Origin of the sequence: Streptomyces scabichelini (assembly GCF_011045015.1) — a bacterium.
Classification (GTDB): Bacteria; Actinomycetota; Actinomycetes; order Streptomycetales; family Streptomycetaceae; genus Streptomyces; species Streptomyces scabichelini.
Genome location: NZ_JAAKZY010000033.1, coordinates 20465 through 45905, shown reverse-complemented (window position 1 = coordinate 45905; position 25441 = coordinate 20465). Strand labels below are relative to the sequence as shown.

Genomic DNA, 25441 nt, shown 5'->3' with positions numbered 1-25441 from the left:
CGGAGGGTGATCATCTCGTGTTTCTCCTTCGAGGGTGTTGCGTGGGTCGTCAGGGAGGTCCGCGGTGTCGGCTCCGCGGGAGGGTCGTGCTCGGCGCGGGGGCCGGGTGCCGAGCGTGGGGTGCGGTTCACGGCGTCCCACCGTGTGCCGCGTGGGCCGAGGCCCGGGTGAGGGTCCTGGTCGCGTGGACCAGGAGTACGAGCGCCGCGGCCCCGCACACGAGGGCCGGCACGACGCCAGGCCCCCAGGCGCCGACCGCGGTCTCGACGGGCATGGCCAGGAGCGAGCAGCCGGGCAGGCGGCCCGCGAAGACACTCGCAAGGGCCGTCGCCTCGATCGCGCCGGCGGCGGCGAGGATGACGGCCGGGGCGTGCGTGAAGCCGTGCACGGTGAGCAGCCGGGCGAGCAGCAGGAGCGCGCCGAGGGTGCCGGTTTCGGTGTACCCGGCGTACCCGGTGTACCCGGCTGGCTCGGCGGAATCGGCGGGTTCGCCCAGCAGCGCCCCGCACAAGGCGAACAGTCCGCCCAGGGCACAGAGGAACAGCCCGAACGTGCCCAGGAGCAGGGGCCGTACGGAGGCGGCGAACTCCTCCAGGGCACGGCTGGCGGCCAGCCTGCGCCGGGAGCGTACGGCGAAGAGGTGGGCACACCAGGCCGCCGGGGCGCAGGCCAGAGCAAGGGCCAGGCCGGACGCGAGGGCCACCGGCCAGGGACCGTCGAGGTCACCGTTCGGCAGGCCGTCCGGGCCGCCCGCGATGGCGGCGCCGAGCAGTCCGTCGCCGAGAACCGCGTACGCGAGGAGCCAGCACGTCCACGCGCGCGTGCCCGTTGTCGTGTGCCACGCGCGCGTGGCGTGCAGGGGGCCGCTGCGGAGGGCCATACGTAAGCCCAGCGCGACGGCGAGCACGCCCACCGCGGCGACCGCGAGGCGCGGCCATCCCTCGGTGAGCCGCAGCCCGGTCACGGCCGCCGCGCACAGGGCGCCCGGCAGCAGGGCGAGGACGGCCCAGGCGCGCACCCTGGGGACGACGACGGCCGCCGCCCCCGGCGCCGTCTCGCCGTCGCGGGGCACGCGCGCGTACATCTCCTCGGCCAGCGAGAACACGTCCCGGTGCCGGAAGCGGGCCACGGTCCGGTCGGTCAACCCGTGCGACTCGAGGCCCGCCGCGATCTCCAACGGATCCACGGCCCGCTCACACAGCTCTCGGTGACGGTGCATCAGGGCCTTCACAGGGTCCACGGTGACTCGGCTGGTGGACTCGTCCGGCGCATCCAGCACATCCGGCATATCCGGTACATCCGGGACTCCATCGGCCGCCAGCCGCTCCTCCGAGCGCGCGTCCCACCCTCCGGGGCTCCCCGGCGCCCCAGGCGGATCCACGTCCCGTCGCCGCCCGCTCATCGCGTCCCCTCCCGGGCGGGCACCGGCTTCTGATCCGAGGCGAACTTCTGAGCCAGGGCAGGCTCCTGAGCCGAAGCGGACTTCCGAACCGACGCAGAACCGGCATCCGCCGCCCCCGAACCCACCGCCGCTCCCGAACCCACCGGCGCCCCCGCCGCCCACCGCGGGCCGCTCGCCGGTACGTACCGAGCCCGGGACGTACCGGACGCACCAGGGATACCGGAGGCACCGGAGGCACCAGACGCCCCGGACGTCCGGGACTCGGCCCACCGCCCCGGCACATGGGCCTCGGCCGGTACGGCGAAGGGCAGCGGTTCACCGGTGCCGTCGGCGGCGCCTCGCCGTACAGGACAGTGCGAGACGATCTCCAGGTAAATGCCGTGAAATGCCGCAACGTTCTGCTCAACGGTGAACAGTTCGAGGGCACGCGCGCGTGCCGCAGCGCCGAGAAGTGCACGCCGCTCGGGGTCGCCCAGCAGGGCGACGCACGCTTCGGCGAGCGCCCGCGGATTGCGCGGCGGCACCACAAGACCTGTACCGCCGATGACCTCCACGACCGCGCCGACGTCCGTGGACACCGTGGCGCGTCCGCAGAACATCGCCTCGACGAGGCTGATCGGGAAGCCTTCGGCAACGCTCGACAGGACGACCACGGCCCCGGCCGCGTACGCCTCCGCGAGGTTCGGCACCTCCGGCCCGCCGATCTCCTCGAACGACACCGGGTTGTCGCCGACCGCATACACGCCCTCTGCCTCGTCCGGGAAGAGCTGCGCGGCCAGCGCCTTGCACTGGGCCGCATACGCCGCGCCGTCCGGCTCTTCGGCGGGCGGAGCGACGATCCGCAGCCGCGCCTTCGGCCGCGCATTGCGGACCTCCGCGAAGGCGTGCAGCAGCGCGATCAGGTCCTTGGCCGGTTCGATCCGCCCGACCCAGACCAGAGTGTCCGGATCGGCGCACTCCGCTCGCTCGCCCACGCCCCCGAAGCGGGACGCCTCCATGCCCGGATAGACGGTACGGAGCTTGGCTCGGTCGGCGCCGCAGCGCTCCTGCCAGCGGCGGGCGTGCGTGTTGCCGGGAGTGATGAGCGCGGCCTGCCGGTACACCTCGGCCGCGAGCCTGCCGTGGAACGCCGCGAGCAGCGCCCGCGCAGGACCGGACTCCTCACGCGAACCCAGGTAGTGCGCCCGCAGTCGCACGCCGTACTCCGTGACCAGCAGCGGCACGCCGTGGAAGTGCCGTGCCAGCAGCCCGGGCAGGGCCGCCGCACCCCCGGACGTGGCGTGGCACAGGTCGACGGAGCCGAGCCCGTCCGTCTCCTCGTACCAGTCGAGCGACAGGGGCCGCAGGGTGCGCTCCAGACGGGCGGCGACGGTCAGCAGGTCGGGCACGCGTGCGCCCCGCGCGGCGTGCAGTGCGCCGGGCGCGCGGCAGGCGCTCTCCAGGGCACGCACGGCGGTTTCGGAGCGCAGGGCGCCGATGAGGCCGCCGCCCTCGTCCCGGGCGAGTTCGGCCAGCCCGTACAGCGCATTGCCGAAACGGTCCGCCACACTCGCCGAGCCGTCCTCGGAGCTGTCCGATGCGGCGGCGCCCCCCGCACAGACAGCCGCCGCCAACTCCCCATAGAGCTCGGCGAACCGCCGCCGCGGCCGTCGTCCGTACCCGACGCCGTCGTCGTCCGTGGTCCACAACGGCGCGGTGCGTACGCGGCCGACCTGGGGCGGGAGCCGGCTCCAGCCCTCGCCCTCCTGCCGCTCGCTCCGGCTGAGCGCGTAGATGTCGAAGTCGTGCTGCCCGAGCCCGCGTACGAGCCGGTCGCACCAGAGCATGGCGTCACCGCTCACATACGGATAGCCACCCTCCGTAAGCAGTCCGATGCGCACGAGTGCACCCCTGATCTCCCGTATGGGGAGCCGCCGTTGACCCGGCGGCTCACAGCGGAACGAACGTACGCGGACATAGCCGTGGCGCGATGGACGGTTGTCCATCGCGCCACCAAAAGGGGTGAACGGTCGTAACTTTCCCGCGCGGATCGCGTTTCGTCGCGCTAAGAGACCGGTCGAGTACGCATCGTCATGCTACGGCCAGTTCTTGAACGTGCCCGGAGCGCATCGCGATCCCTGTGCGCCGTATCCCTGTGCGCCGCGGCTCAATGCCCGTCAATTCGTCAATTCCCGGGAAACGGCCAGGGGTTGGCCCGGCAGCGGATTCCGTCGTGTTCGAGGAACTTGGTCTGCTGTTGCATGACGGGCGCGAGTTCGCCGTCCTTGTCGCAGGTCACATGGGGGAAGCCGAGCCGGTGACCGATCTCGTGGTTGATCAGCATCTGCCGGTACGCGTACATCTTGTCGCCGTACGTCCGGGAACCCTGCGCCCAGCGATACGCGTTGATCATCACGCGGTCGGTGGCCGCGGAGTCGCAGGAGACGTTGTCCTCGGTGGTGTCGAGGCCCGACTTGGCGCACCAGAACGCGGTGGTGCCGGGGCTCGCCAGCGTGATGACGAAGTCGGGCTTCCCGGTGGAGATCCGCTCGAAGGTACGGCCGCCGCCGTGGGCCCAACTCCGTTCGTCGTTCAGGGTTTTGTGCACGGCCTGCGCGAAGAGCCCGCCGTCGAGACCGAGGCCTTTTTCGACGTCGACGCGGTAGGTGAATTTCTGTCCTGTACCGGGCGCCTGGTCGAATCCGCGGATCGCCTCGAATTCCCCGCCACCCTTGAGCTTCGCGTCCAGCGGGTACTTCTCCGCCATCAGTTGGCCGTACGTCAGCGGGGCCGCGTCCGCCTCGGACGGGGGCACCGGCCGGTTGTCGCCGCGCCCCACGGAGTCCTTGGCCTCCCGGTCCGCGCCACCCGCCGTCTGCGGGCGCACGGAGGCGTCCTCGCGCCCGTCGGTGACCTGACCGGCCACGACGACGGCGAGCACGGTGGTGACAGCGGCGGCCGCGATCCCGGTGAAGGTCCAGCCCTTGCCGCCCTTGGCCTTCTCCGGCCGTTCGGCCTCCGGGGCCGTCTTGTGCTGAACGTCCTCGGCGTCGGGGTCCCAGTCGGTGACAGAGGCGTACGGGTCCGCGCGCAGCGCCTGGGCGGCTGAGCGGGGCGCGAAGAGGTCGTCGTCCTCGTCGAAGGCGTCGACGTAGGCCTGGCGAGGGCCCGACGGGGACGGCGGCGCCTGCCGCTGCCGGGGAACCGTGGGCCCCGGCCGCCCCGGAGCGCCACCCTGCGGCACGCCGGGCATGCCTGGCGCCGGCCCCTGAGGCGCGCCATATCCCGGCGTCGGCCCCTGAGGCGCGCCGTGCCCCGGCGCGGCCCCCTGAGGCGAGCCGTACCCCGGCGCACCCGTGAACACCCCCCAGCCACCGCCGTGTTCACGCTGCTCGGGATGCCCGCCACGGACCCGGGGGACACCGTGGGCGGGGGTGCCGTCGGGGAACCGCGGGACGCCATGAGCGGGCGTACCGTCAGGAAGCCGAGAAATGCCCTGAGCTGGGGTTCCGTCAGAAAACCGGGGAACCCCACGCGCGGGCGTGCCATCCGGCAGCCGAGGAACACCACGAGCCGGAGTGCCATCAGGAAACCGCGGAACCCCACCCGCCGGTGTCCCATCCGGCAGCCGAGGCATGACCTGAGCCGGCGTCCCATCGGGAAACCGCGGAACCCCACCCGCCGGTGTCCCATGCGGCAGCCGAGGCATGCCCTGAGCCGGCGTGCCGTCAGCGAATCCGGGAACCCCCTGCGGAGGCGTCCCCCCGCCCGGAGCCGGACGCGGCGTCCACCCCTCGGGCAGCCGCGGTACCCCGCGCGCCGGAGTGCCGGGGCCGCGCCCCATCGGGGGTGGTTGCGGCTGCGGTTGGGGGCGCGAGGGAACCCGGCGTTGTCCCGCGCTCGGTTCCGGACGATCTCCCGGAACCACGGGTATGCCGGCGGTGTCGGCGGTGTCGCCCTTGGGGGCCGACCCGCGTCGGCTGTGACGTCCCACGCGCCGCCTCAGCTCCCCGCGCTCTTCGTGGTACTGGTGTCGGCCGACTCGCCCGTTTCCGCGAGGAGTTCGCGGATGGCGGTGGCCACGGTCTCGGGGTACTCCATCATCGCGACATGCCCCGCATCCGGGAGCGTCAGCAGCCGGGAGTCGCGGAAGGCGCGCGCCGCCCGCTGTGCCTTGCGGAACGACACGAGCTGGTCGCGGCCGCCGTAGATGAGCAGCGTCGGGGAGAGCACCCGCTCGGCCTGACGCCACAGCCCGTGCTGGCCGCCCAGCGTGTACGCGTTCACGATGCCGCGCGCCGACCGCGCCATGGCGTCCCAGAAGTACGGGAGGGCGAGCCGCCGCTCCATCTCCTCGACGGCGTTGCGGAACCCCTCGGGCGTCACCATCGCGGGATCCCCGTAACAGAGCGCCATGACGCCCCGTACGCGCTGCTCGGCGGACCAGTCCTTGGTGAACCGCGTGAAGGCGCTCGCGACTCCGGGCAGGGCCAGCAGCGCCGTCGGCACCGCCGAGCGCTGCACGAAGATCTCCGGCAGCGCGGGCGACACCAGCGTGAGCGTCCGGACGAGATCGGGCCGTACGGCCGCGACGCGCGTCGTGACCGCACCGCCCATCGAGTTCCCGATGAGATGCACCGGTCCGCGGCCGGCCGAGTCGAGATAACGGATGACCGCGCGCGCGTGCCCGGTCACCGAGTAGTTGCCGTCGTCCGGTGGCGGCGAGTCGCCGAAGCCCGGCAGATCGAGGGCCTCACTGTCCAGGAGGCCGTCCAGGAGCGGCATCAGCGCCGACCAGTTCTGCGAGGAACCGCCCAACCCGTGCACGTACAGCGCGGGCGCCAGCCCCTCGCGGGCCGGCGGTCTCGACCTGACCGTCAGCGTGATCCCGGGCAGCCCGACCGATCGCAGCCGCTCACCCGCCGCCACCCTGACGGAACCGACTTTCGGCGCGACAGAGGTGGCCAGCACGGACGGCAGTTCGGTCGAAGACATGCCGCAATGTTACGAGACGATCACGTGTGGGATCGTGTGTTCGCCATCACAAGTACCGGCCGGATTCCCGTGACAAGCCCGGATTCCGTGACAAGCGCGACGAACCGCCGTCACACGTCCCGTCCGGATCGCTCCCGGATGCCCATGACATTGCGCAGCGGCTCGACCTGGCATCGCGTGGCCGCTCGACCTGGCATCGCGTAGCGGCTCGATCTGCTCTCTCATACGCTTCGTACACGAGGGCACTCGTACGTGTGCAAGTACGTGCGCAAGACAGCACTCGGACCGCTCGGGAAGAGGACACATGACCGTCGACCCCACCGACCCCGAGATTCTCGAGGAACCCGAATCCCCCGAGTTCGACGTGGAGGCCCCCGAGGCCGACGCCGCCGAACAGCACGCGGATCTCGCACCTCGCCGGGACGAACCCCTGACGGGCTCGGACCCGGACAACGCGAACGAGGCCGACCGCGCGGAGCAGGCCAGAATCGTCGAACTCGACGAGGACGACTATCGATGACCCGGATACGGCACGATGACCGGTGACCGCTCGGGGGCGCGAATCGGCAGCCCGGCCTGCCCGCCATGCCCCTGTTCGGGGCACTTTGTGCGGCTTTCACCGGCGTCCGGTCCGTGAAATTCTCCGCTCGCACCGCGCACACCAGGGTTACTGAAAAGTACGATGGCCGCGCGGCGCACACCGCATGTGGACAATTTTGGGAGGCGGCGTGACAGCCATCGAGCAGACAGAGGCGGCACGCCCGCGGGGCACACGCCTGCCGCGCCGTGCCCGACGCAACCAGCTCCTTGGCGCGGCCCAGGAAGTGTTCGTCGCGCAGGGATATCACGCGGCCGCTATGGACGACATCGCCGAGCGCGCGGGAGTCAGCAAGCCGGTTCTCTACCAGCACTTCCCGGGCAAGCTCGATCTCTACCTGGCCCTGCTGGACCAGCACTGCGAGTCCCTGCTCCAGGCGGTACGGGGCGCCCTCGCCTCGACCACCGACAACAAGCAGCGCGTACGGGCCACGATGGACGCGTACTTCGCGTACGTCGAGGACGACGGCGGCGCCTTCCGGCTGGTCTTCGAGTCGGACCTGACGAACGAGCCCGCGGTGCGTGAGCGCGTGGACAAGGTCACATTCGAGTGCGCGGAGGCGATCTCCGAGGTCATCGCGGAGGACACCGGCCTGTCCAAGGACGAGTCGATGCTGCTCGCCTCGGGGCTGGGCGGGCTGGCTCAGGTGGTGGCGCGCTCCTGGCTGCACAGCGACCGCAGTGTGCCGCGCGAACAGGCGGTGCAGCTGCTGGCCTCACTGGCCTGGCGCGGCATCGCCGGTTTCCCGCTGCACGGCAGCGAGCACCACTGACGGCGTCGCGAGCACCCCTGACGGCGCCTTTGTTCCCGTCCGCTGTTCGCTCCTGGCGTTCTTGGACGGAGCGTGTACGTCCCCTCACCGGGCTAATGTGTGCTGCGTACGGCGCGGACGAACGCGCACATCAGTGACCGTCGGAGGGACATAGCCGTGGAGGTCAAGATCGGCGTGCAGCACGCGCCTCGCGAGATCGTTCTGGAGAGCGGTCAGACCGCCGAGGAGGTCGAGCGGGCGGTGTCCGAAGCGCTGGCCGGCAAGTCGCAGCTGCTGAGCCTCGTGGACGACCACGGCCGCAAGGTCCTGGTTCCGGCCGACCGTCTGGCGTACGTGGAGATCGGCGAGCAGGCTCCGCGCAAGGTCGGCTTCGGCGCGCTGTAGGCGTACGTCGTAGTCATCCGTTCGCGGGTTTCGCGTCCGTTCGCGGGTTTACGTCGCGCCAGGGGCCCGGTGGCTTGAAGCCACCGGGCCCCTGTCATGCCGTCTGTTGTCATGCGGTCTGTTTCACGTCCCGCGATCTCCACAGATGGAGCACAGATCCCCCACAGGGGAGGATTGCGTTCCGCAGGTCACGGGTAGGACGGGCTACGACTGGAGTGCACACAGCCGTGCGGGAGGGACCCCACCATGTTCTTGGAAGCGTTCGGCTCCGTGATGCTCGGTCTGGCACTGGCCTGGTTGGCGGTGTACCGCCTGCCGCACCGTCTTCCGGCCCGCCGCCTGGTCCTGCCGACAGGTGTCGCCGGAGGTCTCTTCGGTGCCTTCCTCATGCACAGCGCGCTGGGCTCCGGCCACTTCCTGCCGGTCATGCTCGGCGCGGTTGCCCTCTCCGCGGCCTCGCTGTCCCTGCTCCTGCGCCCCGCGGGAAGACTCCGCCGCCACTCGGCGACGGTGTGAACAGGGGTCCTGACGACTCCGATCCACCCGACGCCCACTGAGGCGCGCCCCTTGAGGGGCGCCGCTTAAGGGGCGCGGGGCTGAGACATTGTGCGGCTCCGCCGCGTGGGCGCGCCCAGCCCCCACGCACCCGCAGACAACGAACCGCCCCACCCAAAAGCTCAGGCGGCCAGCCCAAGCGCAGCCATCCGCTTCGTGTGAGCTTCGGTGATGCGCGAGAACATCCGGCCGACCTCCGCGAGGTCGAAGCCGTCCGCGACGCCGCCGACGAGCATCGTGGACAGGGCGTCACGGTCGGCGACCACGCGCTGGGACTGGGACAGGGCCTCGCCCATCAGCCGTCGCGCCCACAGTGCGAGGCGTCCGCCCACGCGCGGGTCCGCCTCGATCGCGGCGCGCACCTTCTCGACGGCGAAGCTCGCGTGCCCCGTGTCGTCGAGGACGCCAAGCACAAGCCCCCGCGTATCGGAGTCGAGCCGCGCGGCGACCTCGCGGTAGAAGTCGCTGGCGATCGAGTCGCCGACGTACGCCTTGACAAGGCCCTCCAGCCAGTCCGACGGCGCCGTCTGCCGGTGGAAGCCGTCGAGCGCCGCGACGAACGGCTCCATCGCCTCCGTCGGCTCCGCCCCGATCGCGGCGAGCCGGTCCCGCAACTGCTCGAAGTGGTGGAACTCCGCCGACGCCATCTTCGCCAGCTCCGCCTTGTCGGCGAGCGTCGGCGCCAGCTTGGCGTCCTCCGCGAGCCGTTCGAACGCCGCCAGCTCCCCGTACGCCAGCGCTCCGAGCAGGTCGACGACCGCGGCGCTGTACTGAGGGTCGACGGAGGCCTTCGTCCAGTCCTGGGCGGCGACTCCGGTGTGTCCGGCGGAGGTGTCGGCGGCAGTGTCGGCGGTGTTGTCGGGCGTCGTCATGAAGCGCACAATAGCCCGCTCACAGCAACACGGAAGGCCCTGGTCAATCAGTGTGACGACCACTACGTGACCAAATCGACCATCGCATGTGCGCGATTCCGGGGTATGGTGGTAATGCGCCCGCTGAGCTGATCTACGTATCTCAACGGGCCATACGAATGAGGATGCCCGGTCGGTGGCCCGATCGGCTCCGACCCGACAGCTCTCCTCGTCCGTACGACACAGTGCGTACGGCGTCCGGAGGGAACCCTCAGCGGCAAGAGCGCTCGAGCGTTCGGCAGTGGTCCCGTGCCACCCAAGGCCCGCCCTTCAAGCGGCCTACGTCCCCGGCACGGTTCAACGACCCCCGCGCTCGCCTCGTGCCGCGCACACAGAAGAGGCAGCACCCTGACTACAACTTTCCGAGAGCTCGGAATCCTTTCCGAGACAGCCGAGGCCCTCGAAGCCGTCGGCATCATCAATCCCTTCCCCATCCAAGAGATGACGCTCCCCGTCGCCCTCACGGGCACCGACGTCATCGGCCAGGCCAAGACCGGCACCGGCAAGACGCTGGGCTTCGGCCTTCCGCTCCTCGAGCGCGTCACCGTTCCCGCCGACGTCGAGGCGGGCCGCGCCCAGCCCGAGCAGCTCACCGACGCCCCGCAGGCACTCGTCGTGGTCCCCACGCGCGAGCTGTGCACCCAGGTGACGAACGACCTGCTCACCGCCGGCAAGGTCCGTAACGTACGCGTTCTCGCCATCTACGGCGGCCGGGCGTACGAGCCGCAGGTCGAGGCCCTCAAGAAGGGCGTCGACGTCGTCGTCGGCACCCCGGGCCGTCTGCTGGACCTCGCGGGCCAGAAGAAGCTCAACCTGAAGCACGTCCGCGCGCTGGTCCTCGACGAGGCCGACGAGATGCTCGACCTGGGCTTCCTGCCCGACGTCGAGAAGATCATCAACATGCTGCCGGCCCGCCGTCAGACGATGCTGTTCTCGGCGACCATGCCGGGTGCCGTCATCGGTCTCGCGCGCCGCTACATGTCGCAGCCCACGCACATCCGCGCCACGGCGCCGGACGACGAGGGCCAGACGGTCCGTAACACCGCACAGTTCGCCTACCGCGCGCACAACATGGACAAGCCGGAGATGGTCTCGCGGATACTGCAGGCCGACGGCCGCGGTCTCGTGATGGTCTTCTGCCGCACCAAGCGGACGGCGGCGGACCTCGCCGACCAGCTGCAGCAGCGCGGCTTCGCCTCCGGCGCGGTCCATGGCGACCTCGGCCAGGGCGCACGTGAGCAGGCGCTGCGGGCGTTCCGCAACGGCAAGGTGGATGTGCTCGTCTGCACCGACGTGGCCGCGCGCGGCATCGACGTCGAGGGCGTGACGCACGTCATCAACTACCAGTCCCCCGAGGACGAGAAGACGTACCTGCACCGCATCGGCCGTACGGGCCGCGCGGGTGCCAAGGGCATCGCGATCACTCTCGTCGACTGGGACGACATCCCGCGCTGGCAGCTGATCAACAAGGCCCTGAACCTCGGCCTCAGCGACCCGCCGGAGACGTACTCCACGTCCCCGCACCTCTTCGAGGAGCTGAACATCCCGGCGGGCACGAAGGGCGTCCTGCCGCGCTCCGAGCGCACCCGCGCCGGGCTCGCGGCCGAAGAGGTCGAGGACCTCGGCGAGACCGGCGGGCGTGGCCCGCGCGGCCGCGGCGGCCGCTCCTCGGCCCCGGCCCCGGAGCGCGAGCATGACCGCGAACGCGAGCGCCCGGCGCGTACGCCGCGTCGTCGCCGCCGTATGCGCAACGGTGCGCCGGTCGACGCCACGGACCCGACGGCCACCGCGGAGGCCCCGGCCATAGCGGAGGCCCCGGCCACCGAGCAGCGCACACCGCGGCGCCGCCGCCGGACGCGTGCCGGGGAGGCGGCCGAGGCGGCCGTCGCCACGGCCGAGGGAACCACGCCGGAAGTCACCGAGGCCGCCGAGGCCACGGAACCGCTGGAGTCGGCCGAGCCGAAGCCACGCCGCCGCCGTACGCGCAAGACGACGGAGACCGCGCAGTCAGCGGCCACAGTCGTCGAGGACGCGACAGAGGCGTCGGTCGAGGCGACCGAGGTGGCCGCACCCGCCGAGACCAAGCCGCGCCGCCGTACCCGTAAGGCCGCCGAGGCGGCCGTGGACACGGCGGACAGCACAGCGGTCGAGGTGGCTGCGACGGAGACCAAGCCGCGCCGGACCCGCAAGGCGACGGCCGAGGCTGTGGTGGACACCGCTGAGGCGACCGAGGCGAAGCCCCGTCGTCGTACGCGCAAGGTTGCCGCAGTCGCCGAGGCCGACATCCCGGCCCAGGCGACGGAGGAGCCCGCGGCCACGCCGCGTCGCCGTACCCGCAAGGCGGCCGAAACGGCCGTGGACACGGCGGAAGGCACGGCGGTCGAGGCGGCGACGGAGACCAAGCCGCGTCGCACACGGAAGACCGCGGCTGCCGCCAAGGCCGCCGACGCCACCGAGGCCGCCGTGGAAACAGCCGAGGCGAAGCCGCGTCGTCGCACCCGCAAGACGGCGGAGGCCATCCCGGTCCAGGCGACCGAGCCGGTCACGGTCACGGACGAGGCCCCGGCCAAACCCCGCCGCACCCGCAAGGCAGCGGTCGCGCCCTCCGACGCGGAAGCGCCGGAGGCCAAGCCCCGCCGCCGCACGCGGAAGACGGCGGCAGCCACCGAGGCAACGGAGAGCTGATAGCTGAGCTTCTCCCGACGGCCCGGCCCCAGCACTTGGGGCCGGGCCGTTGCCGTTGCCGTTCCCACCGTGCCGCCAGGGCAGCACCCGGTACGCCCCCGTGGCACCCGGCGTCGAAGCAAAGGGAACCGCGCTCCTGCTGCCAGGGTTCACCGGCAGCAAGGAGGACTTCATCGCGATGCACGAACCGCTGGCGGCGGCCGGATACCGGACCGTCGCCGTGGACGGCCGGGGCCAGTACGAGACGCCGGGACCGAGAGACGACGAAACCCCGTACGCACAGGACGAGCTGGCGCGGGACGTACTCGCCCAGGTCGATGCGCTCACCGACACCACCACGCTCACCGGGACTCCGCGGGAACGCGTCCACCTCGTCGGCCACTCGTTCGGCGGACTCGTCGCCAGGGCCGCCGTACTGCTGGACCCCACCCCGTTCCGCTCGCTCACCCTCATGTCATCGGGGCCGGCCGAGATCTCCCCCTCACAGCAGCAGCGCGTCAAGCTGCTGCGGGACGCGCTCTCCGTGATGAACATGGCGCAGGTGTGGGACGCGATCCAGGCGCTGGAGCCCCCGGAGGACGCGGCCGGCCAGAAGGATCTGGACGCCGGACTCGACGACCTCGAAGAGCTACGGCAGCGCTGGCTCGGCAACAGCCCCGCTCAACTCAACGCCGCGGGCCGCCAGTTGTGCGCGGAACCCGACCGCGTCGCCGCCCTGGCCGCCGTACCGCTCCCCTTTCACGTCATGTCGGGCGAAGCCGACGACACCTGGCCGGTGCCCCTCCTGGACGACATGGCCGTACGCCTCAAGGCCCACCGCACGGTCGTACGGGGAGCCGAGCACTCCCCCAACTCGGACCGCCCGCTGGAAACGGCCGAAGCCCTGGCCGCCTTCTGGAGCCAGACCGAAACCAAGTAAAAGACCCAAGTAAAAGACCAAAGCACAAGTCAAAGATCCAAGTAAAAGACTCAGTACTGCGCCTGCAAGTGCCCCCAGAACCCGTCCCGCAGCGCCCGCCGCAGATCCGCCTGACCCCGCAGCGAGTACTGCAGCAGCCCCTCCGCCTCCACCAGCAGATCCTGGTCGACAGGACCGGGCAGATACGGATGCCCGGGCAGCAGGTCCGCCAGTGCCTCCCGGCCCCGCGCCCCCAGCCACTTCGCGGCGATCTGTGCCCCCACGAACCGCACGTCCTCCCGCGTGGGCCGCGCCGCGGCCGAGGCGTCGTACGAGGCGGCGGTCCGCCGTGAGAGGTACGGCTTGAAGAACTCGAGGTCGAAGGTCCGCTGGCTGTCGACCTCCCAGAGCAGGGGCTCCGCCTGGTTGCGCCCCTCCGGCGCCTCGATGCCCCAGAGGTGGACCCGCGCCCCGTACCCCTGCGCCGCCTCGACCGCGGAGACCAGGTCCTCGTCGCCCCCGATGAGCGCCGCGTCGCTGATGGCGCGATGTCTGGCCAGTGACTCCAGGTCGCTGCGGATCAGGGAGTCGACGCCCTTCTGCTGGTTGCTGGCGTTGAGGTTGCCCAGCCGGACCTTGACGTCGGGGAGCTCGGCGATGGACTGCTGCTCCGCCGTGTGGATGCGGCGGCGTGCCCCGTCGTACCAGTAGACGCGCAGCAGCCTGCTGTCCGCGAAGATCGTGCGCGCCCTGTCGATGAGCGCCTCGATGAGGCCCTCGGCGTCCAGATCGAAGGCCCGGCGGTCCTCCGTGCCGGCCACGAGCCGCCCCGCGGCCGCGTACAGATATCCGGCGTCGACGAAGATCGCATGGGTGGACGGCGTCTTCGCCACCTCGGCGAGCATGCGCTGGAGCAGCTCGTTCGTGCGGTCGACACGCGCACTGAGGGCGGCCAGTGCGTCGATGCCCGCGGAGTCGTCATTCATATGCGCCTCATTGTCGCAGGACGTCACTGTGTGAACACAAGCGGTCCACTACCAGCTAGTAATTAGGCTTTCGAAAAATTTATTTAGCGTAGGGAATGTTTGTAACGAGCATCCCGTTGACTCAATGGGGAACGCAGGGCACAGAAGCCCCGCGAACCACCCACCAGTAGTTCTCCTCCAGGAGGATGACCAGACGAAGGGAGAAGCCATATGCGCTTCGAAATCATGCGCCTCGACGACGTCGACGGCACCGCCGTGGACAGCACCGTCGTGGACGCCGCCTCCGTCAACCGGATCGTGCAGCAGGCCGCCGCCATCGGCCAGCGCATCCTGATCCGCCCGGCCGAAGCTCCGGCCTCATAACACGCGGACGCCCGACAGCACTTCAGAACCCCGTACGGTAACGATGCCGTACGGGGTTCTGCGTGCTCGGGCCAGGCCTTGACCAGGCGCTTTTCAGCTCCCCTTGCAGGTGCTTTTCAGCTCCCCTTGATCACCTGCGTGACTCCGTTGATGATCTGCTGCACGGCGATCGCGGAGAGCATCATGCCCGCGAGCCGGGTCACCAGGACCACGCCGCCGTCCTTGATGACGCGGATGATCAGCAGCGAGTACCGCATCACCAGCCACAGCACGACATGGATGGCGACGATCGCCGTCCACACGGACACCTGCGCCGCGACGCCGTCGGCCTTCTGCACCGCGAGGATGACGGACACGATCGCGCCCGGTCCCGCGAGGAGCGGTATGCCCAGGGGTACGAGGGCGGCGTTGACGTCCTTCGTCTGCTTGGGCTCGTCGGTCTTGCCGGTGAGCAGATCGAGGGCGATCAGCAGAAGCAGCAGACCGCCCGCGATCATCAGGGCGGGCACGGACACATGCAGGTAGTTCAGGATCTGATGCCCGAGCAGCCCGAACACCGTGATCACGCCGCCGGCCACGCAGACGGCCTGGAACGCCATCCGCTTCTGCACCTTCGCGGGCCGTCCGGCCGTCAGCGCGAGGAAGATCGGGGTGATCCCAGGGGGATCCATGATGACGAAGAGGGTCAGGAAGAGCGAGCCGAAGACGGCGAGGTCGAACACGGTGAGCCTTGGTGTGGGAAGGGGTGCGACAGAGAGGGGCAGAGCCCCCGGGACGGGAGAGGGTCAGACTCCCGCTGCCCCGCCCGCGCCCGGCACCGGAAACGCCCCCGTGGCCCGCCGCGTGATCTCCCCGTAGATCTCGGGGTCCGTGGTGAACTCCCCGAGCACACACGTCTTGCGGCTGCCGTGATAGTCGCTGGACCCGGTCGCCAGCAGCCCCAACTCGGCCGCAAGGCCCCGGAGCCGGCCCCGGGTGGCCGGCTCGTGGTCCATGTGGTCGACCTCGATCCCGTCGAGCCCGGCCGCCGCGAGCTCGGCGATCGCGGACTCCGGCACGACCTGTCCCCGCTTGGCCGCGGCGGGATGCGCGAAGACGGTGACGCCGCCCGCGGCCTTGACCAGCCGGATCGCCTCGAAGGGATCCGACTCGTGCTTCTCGACGTACGCGCGGCCGCCGTCGGCGAGCCATTCGGGCGTGAAGGCGTCGGAGACGCTGGGCACGACGCCCAGCTCGACCAGCGCGGTCGCGATGTGCGGCCGCCCCACGGACCCGTCGCCCGCGATCCGCGCCACCTGCTCCCAGGTCACCGGCACGCCCAGCTCCTGGAGCTTACGGATCATCCCGTGGGCCCGCGGCACCCGGTCGTCGCGTACGAGCTCGCGCTCGCGCAGCAGGTCGGGCTCGTCAGGATCGAAGAGGTACGCCAGCATGTGCAGGCCCACGCCGTCGAGGCGGCAGGAGAGTTCGGCACCGGTGACGAGGGTGAGACCGTCCGGGACCGCGGCGATGGCCTCGGCGTATCCACGGGTGGTGTCGTGGTCGGTCAGCGCGACGACGTCCAGACCGGCCGCGGCGGCATTGCGCACCAACTCGGCCGGGGTGTCCGTACCGTCGGAAGCGGTGGAGTGGGTGTGCAGATCGATGCGCACGTGCACCCCTCCTTGCGCCTAAACCGGCGCCGCTCTCGCGGACGTGGTTGCTCGCCGCGGTGGTTACTCAATCAATGGTTACGGTGCCTCGCCGGTTTTCACACAAGCGAAGCAGAGCCGATCTTCTCACGGCTCAAGAATGCGCGGTGACAGAGCCCCGCACGGCAGCAGGTCCACCTCCGCGCCCGCGTCCCGCAGGTCGGTCAGTACCAGCTCGTCATACATCAGCAGCCCCGACTGCTCGGGCCAGACGACCGCCCACAGCCACAGCCCACGGGCCTCGCCGGCGAAGACGGCGCGGTCGTCGGGGGAGCCGGAGACGAGCCAGAGCGGGGTCGGACGGCCCGCCGCGAGGACCTTCGCCTGGGCCGGCTTCTCGACGTTCATGTACGGGCCCGGGTCGGGGCCGTCGACGCCCGCGTACCGCGCGCCGAGGCCGACGCCGAGTTCCTCGGCGATGAGCACCAGCTCTCCCACGCCGCCGAGCGGGCCCGGTCCCGAGCACGCCACGGCCGTGGCACGGCCGCCACTGCGGTCGTCGCCCGCGAAGGCCGCGCCCGTGAACAGCCAGCCGACCGGCAGCGGCCAGGGCATCCACACCGGTACGCGCGCACGGTGCACCACGACGCTGAGGGCCTCGACGCTGGGCGGGATCACGGGCTGCAGCGGGTGCACGGGACCGTGCACATCACACTGCCAGGAGTCGGCAAAGAGTCCGGGAGCCCTGACCCGGCCACCACACTTCGGGCAACTGGGTTCGCCCCTCATAGGCCCCAACGGTCCTCCAGGGCTGTCGCCGCGTCAAGGACGATCACCCGTCCGGCGTGCCCATGACCGGGAAAAATTAGATGTAGCTTGCACTAATTAGATTCGCTAACTTATTATGTGTATCCGTCAACGATGAAGGAGCAGCCATGAGCACCACAGGAGGTCCCGCCGACGGGGACCCGTTCGATGCGGGAGCCACGGGAGCCACGGGCATCCTGCGTCAGCCGAAGGCGGTCTGGGCGACCGCCGGGGCGTCCGTCGTCGCCTTCATGGGGATCGGGCTCGTCGATCCGATCCTGCCGTCCATCGCCAAGGGCCTGGACGCCACGGCGAGTCAGGTCTCCCTGCTCTTCACCTCGTACTTCCTGATCACCGCCATCGCCATGCTGATCACCGGCTTCGTCTCCAGCCGGATCGGCGGCCGCAGGACCCTGCTCCTCGGCCTCGCCCTCGTCGTGGTCTTCGCCGCGCTCTCCGGCACGTCCGGATCGGTCGGCGAACTCGTCGGCTTCCGGGCGGGCTGGGGCCTCGGCAACGCGCTGTTCGTGTCGACGGCCCTCGCCGTCATCGTCGGCTCGGCGGCCGGTGGGAGCGCCGCGGCGATCCTGCTGTACGAGTCCGCCCTCGGCCTGGGCATGGCCTGCGGGCCGCTGCTGGGCGCGCTGCTCGGGGACGCGAACTGGCGCTATCCGTTCTTCGGCACCGCGTTCCTGATGGCCGTCGGGTTCCTGTGCATCACGGCGTTCCTCAGGGAACAGCCGAAGCCCGCGCGGCAGACGTCGCTGCTCGACCCGGTCAAGGCGCTCGGTCACGGCGGGCTCGCCTCGGCCGCCGCCTCGGCGTTCTTCTACAACTACACGTTCTTCACCGTGCTGGCCTTCACACCGTTCGTGCTGGACATGAGCCCGTACCGGTCCGGGGCGGTCTTCTTCGCCTGGGGTGTGCTGCTCGCGGTGTTCTCGGTGGTCGTGGCGCCGCGCCTGCAGGAGCGGTTCGGCTCACTGAAGGTGCTCGGCGGCTCGCTGGTGCTGCTCGCGGCCGACGTCCTCGTCCTCGGCTACGGCAGCCACACCACCGCCGTCGTCTGCACGATCCTGTCCGGCGCCCTCATCGGCGTGAACAACACCGTCTACACCGAACTCGCCCTCGGCGTCTCGGACGCACCGCGCCCGGTGGCGAGCGCCGGCTACAACTTCGTGCGCTGGTTCGCGGCCGCGGCGGCCCCGTACTTCGCGCCGAAGATCGAGGAGTGGAGCGACATGCACATGCCGTTCGTGGTCGCGGCGGTCACGGCCGTGCTCGGTGCGCTCGTCGTCCTCGTACGCCGGAACGCGTTGACTCACGAAGCCGAGGAGCTGGAGCCGCGGCACGCGACCGAGGACGGCGTCAGCGTCTTCGCCAACTGAGCGAGTTGCCGGCTGGGCGAGTTGCCAACTGAGTGGATTCCCGGCCGAGTGGATTCCCGACTGAGCGAGTTGCCGGCTGAGCGAGTGTGACATTCCCAACTGGCCGGTTCCGGCGAACGGTTGAGGGTCAGTCCAGGGACACGGACTTGCGCGAGGGGTCGCGCAGGTCCGTTCCGCCGGTGAGCCAGCGCTCCTGGAGGGCCTGCGCGCCGTGCACCCGCTTCCACGCCGCCTCGTTCGGCGTCATCGGGAGCAGTGGCAGAAAACGTACGGGATCGAGGGGGGCGTCCAGGTCCAGGTCCTCGACCAGGCCACCCGGCTCGGCGACGAGCACGGAGGTGAAGGGAGCGCCGGGCCACAGGGGTTCACCGACGTCGAGCGAGGCGCCGGGAGCCACGACCAGGCCCTCGACCTGCGGAGAGGCGGCCAGTACGGCGAGCGGGCGGAGCACCTTGTCGGTGTCGGCGACGCCCGCGCGTACGGAGAGGACCAGCTCGGCGCGCGGACCCTTGAGCGGATCGGCGAGGGCCGCCGTCGGGTCGGCCATCGGCTGGGCGGACATGCCGAGCGTGGCGTAGCGGATGACCTCTTCCCCGGCGGCTCCGCCGCTGAAGCGGAGCACCTCGATGCGGTCCGTGCCGAGAAAGGTGACCGCGGCGCGCGCGTCCGGTTCGCCCAGCGCGGTACGCAACCGGGCCTCCACCAAAGGAAGAACATCAGCCATACGGCGAGCATAAGCTGCGTCTTTTCGGGGGGTTACCACCGATCCCCGGGCCGACAAAAGGCAAAGCGACGACTTGACACGCCGGTCGGCTGATAGTCTTGGCCGCTGGTCGGGGCAGCACGCAGAAGCGTCGCTCTCGAGTCCCGACGCAAGACACTCCCCTGAGGGGGATGGACCTCCCCTACGGGGGACCGGCCGGAGGAGGTGGGGCTCCATGGATCGAAGTCGACCGTGCAGTACCACCCGCTCTTCCGGCTGCTGAGTTCCTCAAAACCCGAGCTCTACTGGCTGCCGCCTCCCGCACTCGCGTCATGCGTGTCGGTGCACGACGGAAGAGCACTTCGTTTTGCCTGATCTGTCTGAGTTTTCTGATCTGTATCAGTAGCGAAGCTGCCACCGCGACGGTGCGGTGCTCCCCGCTTTGTGGACGTGCCAAACATCCGCAGTCAGGACGTCCCCATTCCGGGTAGCTTCAACCGTTGCCGGGCGGCTCTCGTTCGCGAAGGAGCCTGCCATGTCGATGATCCGAGACCTGCGCGCCGCGGTCCGCCCCTCGCTGCGCAAGGACGGCGGCACGTACGACACCACCCGCGCGGCCGGAACGAATTCGGCCGTCGTGGACTGCGCCATCTACCGCGACGGCGCCCGCGTCCCGTTCCCCGCCGCCCTCACGCCCCATGAGGCGATGCTCCAGGTGCGCCGTGACGGCGGTTTCGCCTGGATCGGGCTGCACGAGCCGACGGAGGACGAATTCTCCGTCATCGCCGGTGAGTTCGGGCTGCACCCGCTCGCCGTCGAGGACGCGGTCCACGCCCACCAGCGGCCCAAGCTGGAGCGCTACGACGACACGCTGTTCACCGTCTTCAAAACCATCCACTACGTGGAGCACGACGAACTCACCGACACCAGCGAGATCGTGGAGACCGGCGAGGTGATGTGCTTCACCGGCCGGGACTTCTTCATCACCGTGCGGCACGGCGGACAGGGCTCGCTGCGGGCGTTGCGGCACCGGCTGCAGGACGACCCCGAACTGCTCGCCAAAGGGCCGTCGGCCGTGCTCCACTCCATCGCCGACCATGTCGTCGACGGGTACATCGCGGTCGCGGACGCCGTGCAGGACGACATCGACGAGGTTGAGACGGCGGTGTTCTCGCCGGGGCGCAAGGGCGGGACCTCGCGCGGTGTCGACTCGGCGCGGATCTACCAGCTCAAGCGTGAGGTACTGGAGTTCAAGCGGGCGGTGTCGCCGCTGCTGCGGCCGATGCAGGACCTGAGCGAGAAGCCGATGCGGCTCGTGGACCCCGACATCCAGAAGTACTTCCGCGATGTCGCCGACCACCTCGCCCGCGTCCAGGAGCAGGTTCTCGGCTTCGACGAGCTCCTCAACTCGATCCTCCAGGCCAATCTCGCGCAGGCCTCCGTCGCGCAGAACGAGGACATGCGCAAGATCACGTCCTGGGCGGCGATCATCGCCGTACCGACGATGGTGTGCGGGGTGTACGGCATGAACTTCGACTACATGCCGGAGCTGCACTGGAGGTTCGGGTACCCGCTGGTGATGGGGCTGACCGTGACCATCTGCTTCGCGATCCACCGCACGCTGAAGCGCAACGGCTGGCTGTGAGCGGGCTGGATACCCTTGCTCCCATGACGGAAGAACTGCTCGACCAGGCCCTCGTCGAGGAGGCCACCAAGAAGTCCGCGCTCATCTGGGTGCGGGGCGGCGGCGCAGCGGTGCCGGACCGCGCCCTGTGGCACGTGTGGCACGACGGGGCGGTGTGCCTGGTCGGCGACGGGCCCGGTGAGCAGCCGTTGCCTGGACTGGCCGACGGCGGCGACGCGGTGGTCACCGTACGCAGCAAGGACAAGGGCGGGCGGCTCGTCTCCTGGTCGGCGAAGGTCGTGGAACTGGCGCCCGGTTCCCCCGAGTGGGACGCCGGGGTCGCCGAGCTGAAGGGCAAGCGGCTGAACGCGCCCGATGGCGAGGCCATGACCGGTCGCTGGGCGCGGGAGTGCCGGGTGCTCCGCCTGGAGCCGACGGGGGGTACGGCGCCGTTGCCTGACGGCTCGCTCGCGGCGCCGCCGTTGGCGACGTCCGCGACGACTCGGCAGCCGATTCCGGCAGGGCTTCATCGGCTGCTGTTCCGCAAGAAGCGGTAGCGCTCCGCTGGGGGCCGGTTCGAAGCTGCGGGTTCGTTGTGGCTGGTCGCGCAGTTCCCCGCGCCCCTAAAGGGGCGCTCGGAGTCGCACATTGATACAGCCCGGCGCCCCTTCCGGGCGCTGCCCCTTGCGGGGCGCTCGTGCGTCCTTACGACGTCGGTAGCTGCTGTCCGTAGTCCACCATCTCGTTCTTCGCCGGTTCCTCCAGGGTGAAGTCCTTGCCCCACTCGGTCAGGCGGAGCGTTCCCGCTCCGCCCGCTCGGGCCAGTACCAGGGGATAGGGCTTGCCCTCCAGGGAGACGTCCAGGGTGCCGCCGGAACCCTTGTCGCCGGTGATGCGGATCGTGCGGATGCCGAACCGCTCGTGGTGGCCGTCCGTGGCCAGGGTGCCGTGGAGGGTGAGGAGGCCGTCGAGGAGTACGTCCTTGTCGGTGAAGCCGCTGAAGCGCTTGTAGGCGGGGTCGCCCTGCGGGACCTTCACGTACATGCCGTCGAGCTTGTCGGCGGCCTCCGTGTCCGCGTGGCCGCCGTCGCCCTTGTCGCCCTGCCCGTCCTCGTGGTCCCAGAAGTCCGCGTCGGCCTTCAGGAACAGGTGTTCGCCGACCCGCAGCAGCCGGAAGGTCGTGCCCTGCGCGGTGACCGAACCGGTGCCGCCGTCGGCCTTGAGGCGCATGTCGAGCTTGTACGTACGCCCGTTGCTGACGACCGAGCCGGAGAGATGGACCGCGTCCGCGCCCCGGGCCGCCTTGTTGGTCCTGGCCTGGATCTCGTCGGCGGGGAGCTTGCCGACCCCGTTCGTGCCCGCGTTCGGGTCCTCGCCGCCGCACCCGGTCAGTCCTGTCCCCGTCACGACCAGTGCGCACATCGCGCTCATGAGTGCGGCCCTGTGGGTACGGCCCTGGGGAATTGCAGACACAGGTGGGGGCGCCTCTCGTGCGGGAGTCCTCAACGGCGTACGGCAGCGTACCCGTGCCGTCTCGGCACTCCGGAGGCAGTCCGGCCGGGACCCCCGCCGGGGCGTGCCCAGTCGGGACGGGCTAGCCTGAAGCCCGCAAAAGCGGATATATCGATAAGGGATCGTTAAGTAGGGAGGAGGTGTGTGGCATGGCCGCAGGCGCTCCCCGGATCTTCGTTTCGCATCTCTCCGGCGTCGCCGTCTTCGACCCGAACGGCGACCAGGTGGGCCGGGTGCGCGATCTCGTCGCCATGCTGCGGGTCGGGCGCCGCCCGCCCCGGCTGCTCGGCCTCGTCGTCGAACTGTCCACGCGCCGCCGCATCTTCCTGCCCATGACCCGGGTGACCGGCATCGAGTCGGGCCAGGTCATCACCACCGGCGTCCTGAACGTCCGGCGCTTCGAGCAGCGGCCCACCGAACGGCTCGTCATCGGCGAACTGCTCGACCGACGCGTACGACTCGTCGAGAGCGACGAGGAGGTGACGGTCCTGGATGTGTCGGTCCAGCAGCGGCCGGCGCGCCGCGACTGGGAGATCGACCGGGTCTTCGTACGGAAAGGGAAGGGCGGCACGTTCCGGCGGTCCAAGGGAGAGACGCTGACCGTCGAGTGGTCCGCCGTGACCGGCTTCTCGCTCGAGGAGCAGGGGCAGGGCGCCGAGAGCCTCCTTGCCACCTTCGAGCAGCTGCGCCCCGCCGACCTCGCGAACGTGCTGCACCACCTCTCGTCCAAGCGACGCGCGGAGGTGGCCGCCGCCCTCGACGACGACCGGCTCGCCGACGTCCTCGAAGAGCTGCCCGAGGACGACCAGATCGAGATCCTCGGCAAGCTCAAGGAGGAGCGCGCCGCCGACGTCCTGGAGGCGATGGACCCCGACGACGCGGCCGACCTGCTGGCCGAGCTGCCGGAGGAGGACAAGGAGCGGCTGCTCGCGCTGATGCGCCCGGACGACGCGGCGGACGTACGGCGGCTGATGGCGTACGAGGAGCGGACGGCCGGCGGTCTGATGACCACCGAACCGATCGTGCTGCAGCCGGACGCGACGGTCGCCGACGCACTGGCCCGGGTCCGCAACCCCGACCTCTCCCCCGCGCTGGCCGCCCAGGTGTACGTCTGCCGCCCGCCCGACGAGACGCCGACCGGCAAGTACCTCGGCACGGTCCACTTCCAGCGGCTCCTGCGCGACCCCCCGTACACGCTGGTCAGCGCGCTCGTCGCCGATGATCTCCAGCCCCTCGGTCCGGAGACACCGCTGTCGGTCGTGGCCGGCTTCTTCGCGGCGTACGACATGGTCGCGGCGCCCGTGGTCGACGAGAGCAGGTCGCTGCTCGGCGTGGTGACCGTGGACGACGTACTCGACCACATGCTGCCCGAGGACTGGCGCGAGACGGAGTTCCACCTGGAGGAGGCGGCCGAGAAGACGGCCGAGGAGGCGGAGAAGGCCGCTGAACGGGCCGAGGGGGCCGCTCATGGCTCCTGAGCGCGACCCCCGCGAGCGGGTGCCCATGGGCGTCACCGGGCGCCCGCGCATCCGGCTGGACCAGCCGCTGCCGCCGCGCCGCAGGCTGCTGCCCGAGTGGGACCCGGAGGCCTTCGGACGGCTGTCGGAGCGGATCGCGCGGCTCATCGGCACCGGACGGTTCCTCGTCTGGATGACCGTCGTCATCGTCCTGTGGGTGCTGTGGAACGTCATGGCGCCCGGCGACCTGCGTTTCGACGAGTTCCCGTTCATCTTCCTGACCCTGATGCTCTCGCTGCAGGCCTCGTACGCCGCCCCGCTGATCCTGCTCGCGCAGAACCGGCAGGCCGACCGGGACCGGGTCAATCTCGAACAGGACCGCAAGCAGAACGAGCGGTCGATCGCGGACACCGAGTATCTGACCCGCGAGATCGCCGCGCTGCGCACCGGTCTCGGTGAGGTCGCCACCCGCGACTGGATCCGCTCCGAGCTCCAGGACCTGGTCAAGGAGCTGGAGGAGCGCCAGCGGGACGGACGGGTCGTATTCCCGGCGGAACATCCGCGCGGACGTGATGTAGGCGACCGCTGACAGACTTTCCGGGGGCGGGTGAAAGCGCCGTACCATCGTCCGTATGGCTACGGAAGACGCGGTGCGCGCAGCGCTGGCGACGGTGAACGACCCCGAGATCCACCGACCCATCACCGAGCTGGGGATGGTCAAATCGGTGGAGATCGGTGCGGATGGCGCGGTCGCGGTCACCGTGTACCTGACCGTCTCGGGCTGCCCGATGCGCCAGACCATCACGGACAGCGTGACGAATGCGGTCGCGGCGGTCGACGGTGTCACGCGCGTCGACGTCACGCTGGACGTGATGAGCGACGAGCAGCGCCGCGAGCTGGCGTCCGCGCTGCGCGGCGGGCAGGCCGAGCGCGAGGTCCCGTTCGCCAAGCCGGGCTCGCTCACACGCGTGTACGCGGTGGCCTCCGGCAAGGGCGGCGTCGGCAAGTCGTCCGTGACCGTGAACCTGGCGGCGGCGATGGCCGCGGACGGCCTGAAGGTCGGTGTCGTGGACGCCGACATCTACGGCCACTCCGTGCCCCGCATGCTGGGCGCCGACGGCGTTCCGACCCAGGTCGAGAACATGATCATGCCGCCGTCCGCGAACGGCGTGAAGGTCATCTCGATCGGCATGTTCACTCCGGGCAACACGCCGGTCGTATGGCGCGGCCCGATGCTCCACCGCGCGCTCCAGCAGTTCCTCTCGGACGTCTACTGGGGCGACCTGGACGTCCTGCTGCTCGATCTGCCCCCGGGCACGGGCGACATCGCGATCTCGGTCGCGCAGCTGGTTCCGAACGCCGAGATCCTGGTCGTGACGACCCCGCAGCAGGCCGCCGCGGAGGTCGCCGAGCGGGCCGGTTCCATCGCCGTCCAGACCCACCAGAAGATCGTGGGCGTGGTCGAGAACATGTCCGGCCTGCCCTGTCCGCACTGCGGCGAGATGGTCGACGTCTTCGGCACGGGCGGCGGCCAGTCGGTCGCCGACGGCCTGACGCGGACGACGGGCGCGACGGTCCCCGTGCTGGGCAGCATCCCGATCGACGTCCGCCTCCGCGAGGGCAGCGACGAGGGCAAGCCGGTCGTCCTGACCGACCCCGACTCCCCGGCGGGCTCGGCCCTGCGCTCGATCGCGGGCAAGCTGGGCGGCCGCCAGCGGGGTCTGTCGGGCATGTCGCTGGGGATCACGCCGAGGAACAAGTTCTAGGGATTTCGGTACGGCGACGGGGCGC

Annotated in this window: 24 protein-coding genes; 13 read left to right on the top strand and 11 right to left on the bottom strand. The window is 70.6% G+C overall.

Annotated elements, in window-relative coordinates:
• Window positions 1-127 precede the first annotated feature (127 nt).
• The 4 genes from G5C60_RS13355 to G5C60_RS13340 all read right to left on the bottom strand — a co-directional run bounded on the left by G5C60_RS13355 (window position 128) and on the right by G5C60_RS13340 (window position 6376).
• Window positions 128-1219, bottom strand: coding sequence for a hypothetical protein (locus G5C60_RS13355; protein ID WP_420907368.1), 1092 nt, complete (start codon window positions 1217-1219; stop codon window positions 128-130).
• A gap of 179 nt (window positions 1220-1398) precedes the next feature.
• The gene (locus tag G5C60_RS13350) at window positions 1399-3282 is read right to left on the bottom strand and encodes a DUF3492 domain-containing protein (RefSeq protein WP_165258493.1); all 1884 of its coding nucleotides are present in this window, start codon (window positions 3280-3282) and stop codon (window positions 1399-1401) included.
• Between the two features lie 284 nt (window positions 3283-3566).
• A complete protein-coding gene (locus tag G5C60_RS13345) occupies window positions 3567-5375 on the bottom strand; it encodes a DUF3152 domain-containing protein (protein WP_165258492.1) in 1809 nt (602 codons plus the stop codon).
• An 8-nt stretch (window positions 5376-5383) separates the two neighbouring features.
• A complete protein-coding gene (locus G5C60_RS13340) occupies window positions 5384-6376 on the bottom strand; it encodes an alpha/beta hydrolase (RefSeq protein ID WP_165258491.1) in 993 nt (330 codons plus the stop codon).
• A 304-nt stretch (window positions 6377-6680) separates the two neighbouring features.
• On the opposite strand from G5C60_RS13340, the gene G5C60_RS13335 reads away from it, so the two are divergent.
• The 4 genes from G5C60_RS13335 to G5C60_RS13320 all read left to right on the top strand — a co-directional run bounded on the left by G5C60_RS13335 (window position 6681) and on the right by G5C60_RS13320 (window position 8646).
• Entirely contained in the window at window positions 6681-6896 is a 216-nt protein-coding gene (locus tag G5C60_RS13335; protein WP_165258490.1) for a hypothetical protein, read from the top strand.
• Between the two features lie 208 nt (window positions 6897-7104).
• Window positions 7105-7746 (top strand): TetR family transcriptional regulator, encoded by a 642-nt coding sequence (locus tag G5C60_RS13330; protein WP_165258488.1) that lies wholly within the window; start codon window positions 7105-7107, stop codon window positions 7744-7746.
• 156 nt (window positions 7747-7902) lie between these two features.
• On the top strand, window positions 7903-8130 hold the full coding sequence (locus G5C60_RS51930) for a DUF3107 family protein (RefSeq protein WP_165258486.1): 228 nt from the start codon (window positions 7903-7905) through the stop codon (window positions 8128-8130).
• 246 nt (window positions 8131-8376) lie between these two features.
• Window positions 8377-8646 carry a hypothetical protein gene (locus G5C60_RS13320; RefSeq protein ID WP_165258484.1) on the top strand — a complete coding sequence of 90 codons (270 nt, stop codon included), beginning with the start codon at window positions 8377-8379 and terminating at the stop codon, window positions 8644-8646.
• A gap of 161 nt (window positions 8647-8807) precedes the next feature.
• Here G5C60_RS13320 and G5C60_RS13315 read toward each other — a convergent pair whose 3' ends face one another.
• Window positions 8808-9566, bottom strand: a complete 759-nt coding sequence (locus G5C60_RS13315) for a ferritin-like fold-containing protein (RefSeq protein WP_420907367.1) — start codon at window positions 9564-9566, stop codon at window positions 8808-8810.
• A gap of 471 nt (window positions 9567-10037) precedes the next feature.
• On the opposite strand from G5C60_RS13315, the gene G5C60_RS13310 reads away from it, so the two are divergent.
• Together G5C60_RS13310 and G5C60_RS13305 are read left to right on the top strand one after the other, a co-directional pair.
• Window positions 10038-12281 (top strand): DEAD/DEAH box helicase, encoded by a 2244-nt coding sequence (locus G5C60_RS13310; RefSeq protein ID WP_206439456.1) that lies wholly within the window; start codon window positions 10038-10040, stop codon window positions 12279-12281.
• A 55-nt stretch (window positions 12282-12336) separates the two neighbouring features.
• On the top strand, window positions 12337-13200 hold the full coding sequence (locus G5C60_RS13305) for an alpha/beta fold hydrolase (protein ID WP_277611288.1): 864 nt from the start codon (window positions 12337-12339) through the stop codon (window positions 13198-13200).
• 50 nt (window positions 13201-13250) lie between these two features.
• On the opposite strand, the gene G5C60_RS13300 is transcribed toward G5C60_RS13305, so the two are convergent.
• Window positions 13251-14165: an NYN domain-containing protein gene (locus G5C60_RS13300; protein WP_165258476.1), complete on the bottom strand. Its 915-nt coding sequence runs from the start codon at window positions 14163-14165 to the stop codon at window positions 13251-13253.
• A 210-nt stretch (window positions 14166-14375) separates the two neighbouring features.
• Between G5C60_RS13300 and G5C60_RS13295 the strand changes: the two genes are divergently transcribed.
• Entirely contained in the window at window positions 14376-14528 is a 153-nt protein-coding gene (locus G5C60_RS13295; RefSeq protein WP_165258474.1) for a hypothetical protein, read from the top strand.
• Window positions 14529-14644: 116 nt separating this feature from the next.
• On the opposite strand, the gene G5C60_RS13290 is transcribed toward G5C60_RS13295, so the two are convergent.
• From G5C60_RS13290 to G5C60_RS13280, 3 genes are all read right to left on the bottom strand, one after another.
• Window positions 14645-15250 carry a MarC family protein gene (locus tag G5C60_RS13290; RefSeq protein ID WP_165258472.1) on the bottom strand — a complete coding sequence of 202 codons (606 nt, stop codon included), beginning with the start codon at window positions 15248-15250 and terminating at the stop codon, window positions 14645-14647.
• A 63-nt stretch (window positions 15251-15313) separates the two neighbouring features.
• Window positions 15314-16180 carry a PHP domain-containing protein gene (locus G5C60_RS13285; RefSeq protein WP_165258470.1) on the bottom strand — a complete coding sequence of 289 codons (867 nt, stop codon included), beginning with the start codon at window positions 16178-16180 and terminating at the stop codon, window positions 15314-15316.
• A gap of 126 nt (window positions 16181-16306) precedes the next feature.
• Entirely contained in the window at window positions 16307-16948 is a 642-nt protein-coding gene (locus tag G5C60_RS13280) for a DUF6758 family protein (protein WP_165258468.1), read from the bottom strand.
• 146 nt (window positions 16949-17094) lie between these two features.
• Here G5C60_RS13280 and G5C60_RS13275 point away from each other — a divergent pair, with 146 nt between their 5' ends.
• The gene (locus G5C60_RS13275) at window positions 17095-18354 is read left to right on the top strand and encodes an MFS transporter (protein WP_165258466.1); all 1260 of its coding nucleotides are present in this window, start codon (window positions 17095-17097) and stop codon (window positions 18352-18354) included.
• A 127-nt stretch (window positions 18355-18481) separates the two neighbouring features.
• On the opposite strand, the gene G5C60_RS13270 is transcribed toward G5C60_RS13275, so the two are convergent.
• The gene (locus G5C60_RS13270; protein ID WP_165258464.1) at window positions 18482-19078 is read right to left on the bottom strand and encodes a suppressor of fused domain protein; all 597 of its coding nucleotides are present in this window, start codon (window positions 19076-19078) and stop codon (window positions 18482-18484) included.
• A gap of 514 nt (window positions 19079-19592) precedes the next feature.
• On the opposite strand from G5C60_RS13270, the gene G5C60_RS13265 reads away from it, so the two are divergent.
• Together G5C60_RS13265 and G5C60_RS13260 are read left to right on the top strand one after the other, a co-directional pair.
• Window positions 19593-20702: a magnesium and cobalt transport protein CorA gene (locus tag G5C60_RS13265; protein ID WP_165258462.1), complete on the top strand. Its 1110-nt coding sequence runs from the start codon at window positions 19593-19595 to the stop codon at window positions 20700-20702.
• Between the two features lie 23 nt (window positions 20703-20725).
• Window positions 20726-21238 (top strand): hypothetical protein, encoded by a 513-nt coding sequence (locus tag G5C60_RS13260; protein WP_165258460.1) that lies wholly within the window; start codon window positions 20726-20728, stop codon window positions 21236-21238.
• 148 nt (window positions 21239-21386) lie between these two features.
• Here G5C60_RS13260 and G5C60_RS13255 read toward each other — a convergent pair whose 3' ends face one another.
• The gene (locus G5C60_RS13255) at window positions 21387-22154 is read right to left on the bottom strand and encodes a hypothetical protein (RefSeq protein WP_338145805.1); all 768 of its coding nucleotides are present in this window, start codon (window positions 22152-22154) and stop codon (window positions 21387-21389) included.
• A 188-nt stretch (window positions 22155-22342) separates the two neighbouring features.
• On the opposite strand from G5C60_RS13255, the gene G5C60_RS13250 reads away from it, so the two are divergent.
• Genes G5C60_RS13250 through G5C60_RS13240 form a run of 3 tightly spaced genes read left to right on the top strand, consistent with a single transcriptional unit; the run spans window position 22343 to window position 25416 of the window.
• Window positions 22343-23671: a magnesium transporter MgtE N-terminal domain-containing protein gene (locus tag G5C60_RS13250; RefSeq protein WP_165258458.1), complete on the top strand. Its 1329-nt coding sequence runs from the start codon at window positions 22343-22345 to the stop codon at window positions 23669-23671.
• Window positions 23661-24239, top strand: a complete 579-nt coding sequence (locus tag G5C60_RS13245; protein ID WP_165258456.1) for a DUF1003 domain-containing protein — start codon at window positions 23661-23663, stop codon at window positions 24237-24239. Before G5C60_RS13250 ends, G5C60_RS13245 begins: the two co-directional genes overlap by 11 nt.
• A 43-nt stretch (window positions 24240-24282) precedes the next feature.
• Complete coding sequence (locus tag G5C60_RS13240) at window positions 24283-25416, top strand: Mrp/NBP35 family ATP-binding protein (protein WP_165258454.1); 1134 nt, start codon at window positions 24283-24285, stop codon at window positions 25414-25416.
• Window positions 25417-25441: the final 25 nt, after the last annotated feature.

Excerpts from the sequence above, each read along its gene's own strand:
- G5C60_RS13295 (WP_165258474.1), top strand. The coding sequence starts at position 14,376 with ATGCGCTTCGAAATCATGCGCCTCGACGACGTCGACGGCACCGCCGTG.
- G5C60_RS13300 (WP_165258476.1), bottom strand. The coding sequence starts at position 14,165 with ATGAATGACGACTCCGCGGGCATCGACGCACTGGCCGCCCTCAGTGCG.
- G5C60_RS13250 (WP_165258458.1), top strand. The coding sequence starts at position 22,343 with ATGGCCGCAGGCGCTCCCCGGATCTTCGTTTCGCATCTCTCCGGCGTC.
- G5C60_RS13270 (WP_165258464.1), bottom strand. The coding sequence starts at position 19,078 with ATGGCTGATGTTCTTCCTTTGGTGGAGGCCCGGTTGCGTACCGCGCTG.
- G5C60_RS13260 (WP_165258460.1), top strand. The coding sequence starts at position 20,726 with ATGACGGAAGAACTGCTCGACCAGGCCCTCGTCGAGGAGGCCACCAAG.
- G5C60_RS13320 (WP_165258484.1), top strand. The coding sequence starts at position 8,377 with ATGTTCTTGGAAGCGTTCGGCTCCGTGATGCTCGGTCTGGCACTGGCC.
- G5C60_RS13355 (WP_420907368.1), bottom strand. The coding sequence starts at position 1,219 with ATGCACCGTCACCGAGAGCTGTGTGAGCGGGCCGTGGATCCGTTGGAG.
- G5C60_RS13240 (WP_165258454.1), top strand. The coding sequence starts at position 24,283 with ATGGCTACGGAAGACGCGGTGCGCGCAGCGCTGGCGACGGTGAACGAC.
- G5C60_RS13280 (WP_165258468.1), bottom strand. The coding sequence starts at position 16,948 with ATGAGGGGCGAACCCAGTTGCCCGAAGTGTGGTGGCCGGGTCAGGGCT.
- G5C60_RS13275 (WP_165258466.1), top strand. The coding sequence starts at position 17,095 with ATGAGCACCACAGGAGGTCCCGCCGACGGGGACCCGTTCGATGCGGGA.
- G5C60_RS13245 (WP_165258456.1), top strand. The coding sequence starts at position 23,661 with ATGGCTCCTGAGCGCGACCCCCGCGAGCGGGTGCCCATGGGCGTCACC.
- G5C60_RS13265 (WP_165258462.1), top strand. The coding sequence starts at position 19,593 with ATGTCGATGATCCGAGACCTGCGCGCCGCGGTCCGCCCCTCGCTGCGC.
- G5C60_RS13335 (WP_165258490.1), top strand. The coding sequence starts at position 6,681 with ATGACCGTCGACCCCACCGACCCCGAGATTCTCGAGGAACCCGAATCC.
- G5C60_RS13310 (WP_206439456.1), top strand. The coding sequence starts at position 10,038 with ATGACGCTCCCCGTCGCCCTCACGGGCACCGACGTCATCGGCCAGGCC.
- G5C60_RS13340 (WP_165258491.1), bottom strand. The coding sequence starts at position 6,376 with ATGTCTTCGACCGAACTGCCGTCCGTGCTGGCCACCTCTGTCGCGCCG.